At 66.4% G+C, this 8,271-nt stretch carries 8 protein-coding genes; 7 read left to right on the forward strand and 1 reads right to left on the reverse strand.

From position 1 onward, the window contains the following. Position 1 precedes the first annotated feature (1 nt). Positions 2 to 1,414: a TrkH family potassium uptake protein gene (locus AC5RWT_RS31680; RefSeq protein WP_494083679.1), complete on the reverse strand. Its 1,413-nt coding sequence runs from the start codon at positions 1,412 to 1,414 to the stop codon at positions 2 to 4. A 124-nt stretch (positions 1,415 to 1,538) separates the two neighbouring features. Here AC5RWT_RS31680 and AC5RWT_RS31685 point away from each other — a divergent pair, with 124 nt between their 5' ends. The 7 genes from AC5RWT_RS31685 to AC5RWT_RS31715 form a co-directional block, all read left to right on the forward strand. Further along, complete coding sequence (locus AC5RWT_RS31685) at positions 1,539 to 2,741, forward strand: acetoin utilization protein AcuC (protein WP_494083680.1); 1,203 nt, start codon at positions 1,539 to 1,541, stop codon at positions 2,739 to 2,741. A gap of 123 nt (positions 2,742 to 2,864) precedes the next feature. Beyond that, the gene (locus AC5RWT_RS31690; RefSeq protein ID WP_494083681.1) at positions 2,865 to 3,341 is read left to right on the forward strand and encodes an ArsR/SmtB family transcription factor; all 477 of its coding nucleotides are present in this window, start codon (positions 2,865 to 2,867) and stop codon (positions 3,339 to 3,341) included. 521 nt (positions 3,342 to 3,862) lie between these two features. Next, a complete protein-coding gene (gene gdhA, locus AC5RWT_RS31695) occupies positions 3,863 to 5,203 on the forward strand; it encodes an NADP-specific glutamate dehydrogenase (protein ID WP_494083682.1) in 1,341 nt (446 codons plus the stop codon). 163 nt (positions 5,204 to 5,366) lie between these two features. After that, positions 5,367 to 6,248 carry an N-acetylglucosamine kinase gene (locus tag AC5RWT_RS31700; RefSeq protein WP_494083683.1) on the forward strand — a complete coding sequence of 294 codons (882 nt, stop codon included), beginning with the start codon at positions 5,367 to 5,369 and terminating at the stop codon, positions 6,246 to 6,248. Positions 6,249 to 6,512: 264 nt separating this feature from the next. Beyond that, positions 6,513 to 7,676: a 3-deoxy-7-phosphoheptulonate synthase gene (locus AC5RWT_RS31705; RefSeq protein WP_494083684.1), complete on the forward strand. Its 1,164-nt coding sequence runs from the start codon at positions 6,513 to 6,515 to the stop codon at positions 7,674 to 7,676. Between the two features lie 153 nt (positions 7,677 to 7,829). Then, positions 7,830 to 8,042, forward strand: a complete 213-nt coding sequence (locus AC5RWT_RS31710) for a helix-turn-helix domain-containing protein (protein ID WP_493966699.1) — start codon at positions 7,830 to 7,832, stop codon at positions 8,040 to 8,042. A 159-nt stretch (positions 8,043 to 8,201) separates the two neighbouring features. Further along, the coding region (locus AC5RWT_RS31715; protein ID WP_494083685.1) for a 30S ribosomal protein bS22 at positions 8,202 to 8,271 on the forward strand (70 nt) is incomplete at its 3' end.

The following is an 8,271-nucleotide window of genomic DNA, read 5'->3' on the forward strand; positions in this document are numbered from 1 at the left end:
GTCAGCCAATGATGGGCCTCTCTTCGGGGTAGTGGAACAGCTGGCGCCGTTCGCGGAGCGCCAGCGCGGCGGCCAGTGTGATGGTGCCGACGCGGCCGGCGAACATGAGGGCGCACAGCACGTATTTGCCCTCGGGAGGCAGCTCGGCGCTCAGGTTTGTGCTCAACCCGCAGGTGGCGAAGGCCGAAATGACCTCGAACAGGACGCGGTCCAGGCTGTCGTCGGTGAAGGCCAGCAGCAGGCCGGCCGCGCCCGCCACCAGAGTGGCACCCATGACGATCACCGAGATGGCCACCCGCATGGCACCTTCCGGAATGGTGCGGCCGTGGATTTTAACGTCGCGGTCACCGCGGGCCTCGGCGACAATGGCCAGGAACACGATGGCAATGGTCGTGACTTTGATGCCACCGGCGGTCGACGCGGAACCGCCGCCGGCGAACATCAGCGCGTCGGAGAACAGCATGGTCGCCGGCTCGATGTTGTTCATGTCCACCAAGTTGAAGCCAAGCGAGCGGGTCATCACCGAGGCGAACACTGAATGGAGGATCTTGTCCCAGGTGCTCATGCCGCCCAAGGTCGCCGGGTTGCTCCACTCCATGGCACCCCAGACCAGGGCGCCGACTGCCAGCAGGATCAGCGACACCTCGACTGTGAGCTTGGTATGGAGGTTCCATTTGCTGAACCGCCAGCCGCGGTCCAGCAGGACCATGACGACCGGGAACCCCAGACTGCCCAGGAAGCCCCCGGCCATCAGCGGCAGCAGGATCCATTCGTCGGTCTCATAGGGGACCAAACCGTCGGAGTGGGGAGTGAATCCGGCGTTGTTGAAGGACGAAATGGCGTAGAAGATGCCGTGCCAGACCGCCTGGGGAAAGGATTCGCCAAGCATCAGGAAGCGGGGAAACAGCACCAGGGCCAGCACCACCTCGATGATGACCGAGGTGGTAATCACGATCCGCAGCAGCGTGCCGACTTCGCCGAGGCGGCCCGCGTTGCTCATGGCGGACTGGGCGATCAGCTTGCCCCTGACGCCCAGCCGTTTGCTCACCATGAGGGCCAACAGCGAGGCCAACGTCAGGGTGCCCAGTCCGCCGATGAAGATGGCCAGCAGGATGACCGCCTGGCCCAAAAAAGTCCAGTGACCCGCGGTGGACACCACCGTCAGGCCGGTGACGCAGACCGCGGAGACGGCGGTGAAGAAGGCGTCGTGCAGCGCCGTGATTTTCCCGTCCCGGGAAGCGGCGGGCAAGGACAGCAGCCCGGTGAAGACCAGGATCACGGCCACATAAACGATCAGCGCCAGCCGCGCCGGCGAACTGTTGGCGACGCGGTCCACGAAGTCGCGGAGTGTGCGCAGAAGCCAGAATCGTTCGTGCTCCCGCTCCGCCAGCCACGACGGCTGCTGTCTGGTCATCCCGATCGCTTCTATCCGGCTCCGAATCGCTGCTTTTGTTCCTTGCTGTAGTAAATCATCATTTGCCGGGCTCAGCGCCCGGGGGAATGCGTGCGGGGCACCGCTTTCGCGTAGCCTGTCTGTGATGCCAGCGACCCCAGTTCCCCCGGTTCCCACTCTGGCGGTGTGGAGCGATTCCCTCTTGGCGTACAACTTCGGCGCGCACCACCCGATGTCGCCGATCCGGCTGGATCTCACGGCCAAGCTGGCCGACGAATTTGCCATCTTCCACCGCCCGAACGTCACCTTGGCCGCGGCCGAAATCGCCGGCGACGCCGCTCTGGAGGCCGTTCACGACCCGGCCTATATCGCAGCGGTCAAGGCGGTGAGTGAAGACCCGTGGGCGGTCGACGAAGAGCGGGGCCTCGGCACCGAAGACGACCCGGTGTTTCCGGGCATGCACGCCGCCAGCGCCCGGATTGCCGGAGCGTCGCTGCAGTCCGCGGCCGCAATCCTGGACGGGTCGGCGCTGCACGCGGTCAACTTCGCCGGCGGCATGCACCATGCCGCGCGTGGCAAGGCCAGCGGCTTCTGCATCTATAACGATTGCGCGCTGGCCATCCAGCACCTGCTGGATCACGGCGTGCAGCGGGTGGCTTACGTGGACGTCGACGCGCACCACGGCGATGGTGTGCAGTCGATCTTTTACAACGACCCCCGCGTGCTGACGATCTCCTTGCATGAAACCGGCACCCACCTGTTTCCGGGAACGGGTTTTGCCAATGAGAGCGGCGGCCCGGAAGCCTTGGGCAGTTCGGTGAATGTTGCCATGCCGCCCCGGTCCGGTGATGCGGCATTCCTGCGGGCCTTTCATGCGGTCGTTCCGCAGCTGGTGCGGGCCTTTGCCCCGGAAGTGATTGTCAGCCAGCACGGTTGCGATAACCACGCACGCGACATGCTCAGCAGCCTCCGCCTGAGCGTGGACGCGCAGCGGCAGATGATGCTGGACCTGGCCGATCTCGCGCGCGAGGTATCCGGCGACCGGTGGATCGCCACGGGCGGCGGCGGGTACGACGTCTATGACGTGGTGCCGCGGTCCTGGACGCACCTGCTGGCCATTGTTTCCGGCCGGGCTGTCCCGTTGCACAGCGAGGTGCCGCAGTCCTGGCACGACTACGTTGAGGTCCGGTATGGCCAGCAGGCTCCGCTCTATATGGGCGACGACGCCGACCTGTGGTGGCGCTCGTGGGAAGTGGGCTACGACCCCAACGACAGTGTGGACCGCACGGTGATGGCTACGCGCAAGGAGATCTTCCCGTACCACGGGCTCGATCCCTGGTTTGACTGAACGATCCGGTGCCACCAGTGCGCAGCCTGCGCGGCGCCGGGCCGGTGTAACGATTTCGCTGTTCGCGGGGTCTCCACGGCTCCCGGGGGTGCCCTGCAGCGTATATGCGAATAGGGTAATGGAATGGCCATCGATGACGTCTTTGCAGTGATTGCCGAAGGTACGCGCCGGGACATACTCGGCTCGCTTCGCGGCGGCGACAAAGCGGTCGGCGAGCTGGTTGAGGAACTCGAAGTCAGCCAGCCGACCGTCTCCAAGCACCTGAAGGTGCTGCGCGAAGCCGGACTGGTCTCCATGCGGGCGCAGGGACAAAAGCGCTACTACTCGCTGCAAACGCGGCCGCTGCAGGATGTGGCCGAATGGGTGACCAGTTTCGGCATCGACGTGCAGCCACCTGCCGAGGTGGAGCAGGTGGCTCCTGCAGTGGCCGCCGCCGTCGCCGCTCCACAGGAGCCGGGCCACGCCGTGTCCGGGCGCAGCCTTGAGGTGCCCGTGCCCAACCTCAGCCGTTCCCTGGGCCAGGCTGCCAACAAGGCAACCACCAAGGCAGCAGACATCTTCGCGCACCTGCCCAAACTGCCGCGCCGCCGCCGCAGCTAGCAGGACCGCCCCTCCGCCGCCCGCAGCACCGCCCCGCCGCTAGCAGCCCTACCGCCGCCGCCCGCAGCACCGCCCCGCCGCTAGCAGCCCTACCTCCGCCGCCGAGGCCAAGCAGCACCACTCCGCCCCCGCAGCTGGCAGCACTACCTCCGCCGCCGAGGCCAAGCAGCACCACTCCGCCCCCGCAGCTGGCAGCACTACCTCCGCCGGCGAAACAAAGCAGCAACCCGCGGCGTACAGGGAGGGAGCCTGCCAGTGATGACCCGCACATCCGGCCGTCCCTGGGAGGCTAAGGCTGTCCGTGACGGCCCGCACATCCGGCGCCAGCAGCCGGGCGATAGGCGCGGAAAATGCGCGGCGGCGTGCCACAAACTGCCGGCGGGACCGCCGGCAGGCGCGTTACGAGCCCCTCAGGCGATATGTCAGACGTGTTTCTTGGATCCGGGTTCTTGTGGTTTTCTTTGTGAGGGCCCGCAGCAAGTTGAGTGCCCCCATACGTCAGCTAGTGAAGGGACGCGCCAATGGACGCCCATCTGCTTGAAGTCCGCGACGAAGTCTTCCGCCGCAACCCAGGCGAAACGGAATTCCACCAGGCCGTCAACGAGGTCTTCGAGACCTTGGAGCCGCTCTCCGCGCGGCACCCCGAATACTCCGACGCCGCCATCTTGCAGCGCATTTGCGAGCCCGAGCGCCAGATCATCTTCCGCGTGCCGTGGGTCGACGACGCCGGCAATGTCCAGATCAACCGCGGCTTCCGCGTCGAGTTCAACTCCGCGCTCGGCCCCTACAAGGGCGGGCTGCGCTTCCATCCCTCCGTGTACCTGGGCATCATCAAGTTCCTCGGCTTCGAGCAGATCTTCAAGAATGCCCTGACCGGCATGCCCATCGGCGGCGGCAAGGGCGGCTCCGACTTCGACCCCCGCGGCCGGTCCGATGCGGAGGTCATGCGCTTCTGCCAGTCCTTCATGACCGAGCTGTACCGCCACATCGGCGAATACACCGATGTCCCCGCCGGAGATATGGGCGTGGGCACCCGCGAAATCGGCTACCTCTTCGGCCAGTACAAGCGCATCACCAACCGCTACGAGTCCGGGGTCCTCACCGGCAAGGGCATCGGTTGGGGCGGCTCGCTGGTCCGGCCCGAGGCCACCGGATACGGCGCGGTGCTGTTCGCCCAGGAAATGCTCAAGACCCGCGGGCAGAGCTTCGACGGCCAGCGGGTGGTGATCTCCGGCTCCGGCAACGTGGCCATCAACGCCATCGAAAAGGCGCAGGAACTCGGTGCCACCGTGGTGACCGCCTCCGACTCCGGCGGCTACATCGTGGACGAAGCCGGCATCGACGTCGGTCTGCTGCGCGAGATCAAGGAAGTTGAGCGCGGCCGCATTTCGCAATACGCCGAACGCCGCGGTTCGGCCGTGCACTACGTCGCCGATGGCAACATCTGGGATGTCAATGGCACCGTGGCGCTCCCGTGCGCTACGCAGAATGAGCTGGATGAGAAGTCCGCCCGCCGGCTGGTGGAGTCCGGGCTGGTGGCGGTGGCCGAAGGCGCCAACATGCCCTGCACGAGCGAAGCAGCTTCCACCTTCCAGGACGCAGGTGTGCTCTTCGGTCCGGGCAAGGCAGCCAACGCCGGCGGGGTGGCCACGTCGGCCCTGGAAATGCAGCAGAACGCCAGCCGCGACGCCTGGAGCTTTGACTACACAGAGCAGCGGCTGACCGAAATCATGGTCGGCATTCATGACCGCTGCGCCGGGACGGCCGAGGAATACGGCATGCCCGGCAACTACGTAGCCGGCGCGAACATCTCCGGCTTCAAGAAGGTCGCCGACGCCATGCTGGCCCTGGGCCTCATCTAAGTCCTCGGACCCGGCGCTGTACTGACAACGACGACGGTGCCCGCCCCGGTGGGCGCCGTCGTCGGCTTGTCCCGGGCGCTCTGCCGGCGGCAAGGTGGGGCTGCCAGGCCAAAGACCCGGTGCCCCTCCGCGGGCCGGCGGGCCGGCCGAGTAGGCTCAAAGCATGGTTCAGACTCTGATCGGGCTGGATATCGGCGGCAGCAAGACGCGCGGCATCCGGCTCGACGACGGCGTGGTGGTTGCGGAAGCGACGGCGGGCAGCGCCAATATCCAGAACACCAGCACGGCAGAGGCGGCCGCGGCCTTGGCCGAGGTCTTCGGCCTGCTCGGCAGCGAGCCGGTGACAGCGGTCTACGCGGGTGCGGGTGGGATCGACACGAACGGCGATGCCGCCGCGCTGCGGTCGATCCTGGCACCATTGGCCCCCGGGGCGGACGTCCACATTGTCCACGACACTCGTCTGGTGCTGGCAGCCGGACACCTCAGCACCGGAATCGGGGTGGTGGCGGGCACCGGGACGTCCGTGTGGGGAATCAACGACGCCGGAACAGAAGCACGTGCCGGCGGTTGGGGGCACCTGCTCGGCGATGAAGGCAGCGGCTACTGGCTGGGCCGGGAAGCCGTGCGGCACGCGCTCTCGCAGGCAGATGCCGGCGTTGCCCCGGACCACCTCACGCGCCTGTTGCTGGATGACTGCCGGCTGCGTGAACCGGTGGAATTAATAGCGCTGTTCCATGCGCCCGGGACCGGCCGGCGGTACTGGGCGGGCAAATCCCGGTTGGTGGTGGCTGCCGCCGAAGACGGCGATCCGGCGGCGGCAGCGATTCTGGGCCGTGCAGCAGCAGACTTGGCAGAACAGATCCATTTGGTGTCGCGGCGGCTGGGCATCCCCGGCCCGGTGGTGCTCGGCGGCGGCTTGGGCATGAACGTCCGGCCCCTCCAGCGGTCGTTGGCTGCCGCGCTGGAGCCGCATGGAATCACGGACATCCGTCCGTTGGACCGGGAACCGGTCTACGGCGTCGATCTGCTGGCCGGGCTGGCCTGAGCGGGTTCCAGCGGCCTTGTCATAATCGGTCACGTCGTGACCGCGCGTTTTCCGTCCGCGGCGGTTCCGGCGTAGAGTTGCGGGTATGACGACTCGTTGGTATGCGTATTTTGCGTTGGCTCTGGAGGGGCCTGACGTGACCGCTTAGCGCGTGCGCCTACCAACCTTCAGAGCCAACAGGGCAGAGATCATTCTCTGCCCTTCGCCATTTCTCCGGCGGGTTCTGTTTCCAAGGTCCCGCCGCCAACTGACGGGACACCAACCATGAATGCACCAGCCCACCACCTCGCCGAGATCCACGCGGCCCCAGGCAACAACGTTGTCGAGGCTGAGGCGGCTGGCGTTGCCACTGCCCGCAGCACCAACAACTTGCGGGTGGCCGGCTTCAGCCCGCTGCCGTCGCCCGGCGAGCTGCTCCAGGAACAGCCCATCACCGCCGAGGCAGCTGCCGTTGTGGCCCGCGGCCGGGAGGAAATCCGTGCGGTGATGGACGGCGTGGACGACCGGTTGCTGGTGATCGTCGGGCCGTGCTCGATCCATGACACCGAAGCCGGCCTGGAGTACGCGCGCCGACTGGCCCGGGTCGCGCGGGAACACCGTGAAGAGCTGCTGATCGTGATGCGCACGTACTTCGAAAAACCCCGCACCACAGTGGGATGGAAGGGACTGATCAACGACCCGCGGCTGGACGGCTCCCACGACATTGCGGCCGGCCTGCGGCTGGCGCGGACCTTCCTGCTGCAGGTGGCGGAGCTGGGCTTGCCGGTGGCCACGGAATTCCTGGAACCGATCAGCCCCCAGTACCTGGCCGATCTGGTCAGCTGGGGCGCCATCGGTGCACGCACTACCGAGAGCCAGATCCACCGTCAGCTGGTGTCCGGCCTCTCCATGCCGGTGGGCTTCAAGAATGGTACGGACGGTGGACTCCAGGTTGCGCTTGACGCGTGCCAAGCGGCAGCCGCCGCCCAGGTGTTCCTGGGGATCGACGGCGAGGGGCGGGCGGCGCTGGTGTCCACGAACGGCAACCCCGACACCCACGTGATCCTGCGCGGCGGGACGGGCGGCCCCAACTACGGACGCGACCACGTGGCCGCGGCCTCCGCAGCGCTGGCGGAGGCCGGGCTCAACCCCAGGCTGATCGTCGACGCCAGCCACGCCAACAGTGCCAAGAGCCACCACCGCCAGGCAGAGGTGGCCTTGGAGATTGCCGCCCAGCTTGAAGCCGGCGCCAGCCCCATCGCAGGCATCATGCTGGAGAGCTTCCTGGTGGGCGGGGCGCAGAAGCTGGACGTCGCTGAAGGTGAAGCCAGGGCAGGGTTGGTTTACGGCCAGAGCGTCACGGATGCGTGCATGGAGTGGGATGTGACCGCCTCCGTGGTGGCGCAGCTGGCGGCGGCCGCACAACATCGCGGGACGGAAGCGGCGTGACCGGTGCACGCCGTGCGCTGTTAAAACGCTTAAGCTACAGTACGCACTTTCACTTTTGCCACAACAGCCTCTAAAGTATCTAGGAAGACGGTTTTTGGGGCAGGGCAAGGCGGCACGCCGTCGCCGATGCTTACAGTAAAGGAACAGTGCGTAATGGCTGACGAGAACAATTTCTCGAGTGTGCGCTTCTTGACGGTGTCGGAAGTGGCCGCAGTCATGCGCGTGTCCAAGATGACCGTTTACCGTCTGGTGCACTCGGGCGAGATGCCTGCAGTGCGCTTCGGACGTTCCTACCGGGTGCCCGAATCAGCCGTGGAGGAGTACCTGCGCGGCGCCGTCATCGACAGGGAATCCGGCACCGCCTGACGCTCCGGTGCGTGCCCTGGGCCGTCCCGCGGTCAATGCCGGGGCTGCGGAGGCGGTACCCTGTTAAGGAACGTTTTACGTCATCGTCGAAAAACCGTATGTTGGCGTGTGCCCCGCCGGGCACCGGCAGCGCGGAAACTATCAGTGAATGAGGGACTCGTGGGTTCAGTTATCAAGAAGCGCCGCAAGCGTATGGCCAAGAAGAAGCACCGCAAACTGCTTCGCAAGA

It is taken from the genome of Arthrobacter sp. Dra40 (genome assembly GCF_059091905.1).

What these genes read in the sequence shown, in the direction of transcription:
- AC5RWT_RS31680 (WP_494083679.1), bottom strand. Translation starts at nt 1,414, where the DNA reads ATGACCAGACAGCAGCCGTCGTGGCTGGCGGAGCGGGAGCACGAACGA.
- AC5RWT_RS31685 (WP_494083680.1), top strand. Translation starts at nt 1,539, where the DNA reads ATGCCAGCGACCCCAGTTCCCCCGGTTCCCACTCTGGCGGTGTGGAGC.
- AC5RWT_RS31690 (WP_494083681.1), top strand. Translation starts at nt 2,865, where the DNA reads ATGGCCATCGATGACGTCTTTGCAGTGATTGCCGAAGGTACGCGCCGG.
- gdhA (WP_494083682.1), top strand. Translation starts at nt 3,863, where the DNA reads ATGGACGCCCATCTGCTTGAAGTCCGCGACGAAGTCTTCCGCCGCAAC.
- AC5RWT_RS31700 (WP_494083683.1), top strand. Translation starts at nt 5,367, where the DNA reads ATGGTTCAGACTCTGATCGGGCTGGATATCGGCGGCAGCAAGACGCGC.
- AC5RWT_RS31705 (WP_494083684.1), top strand. Translation starts at nt 6,513, where the DNA reads ATGAATGCACCAGCCCACCACCTCGCCGAGATCCACGCGGCCCCAGGC.
- AC5RWT_RS31710 (WP_493966699.1), top strand. Translation starts at nt 7,830, where the DNA reads ATGGCTGACGAGAACAATTTCTCGAGTGTGCGCTTCTTGACGGTGTCG.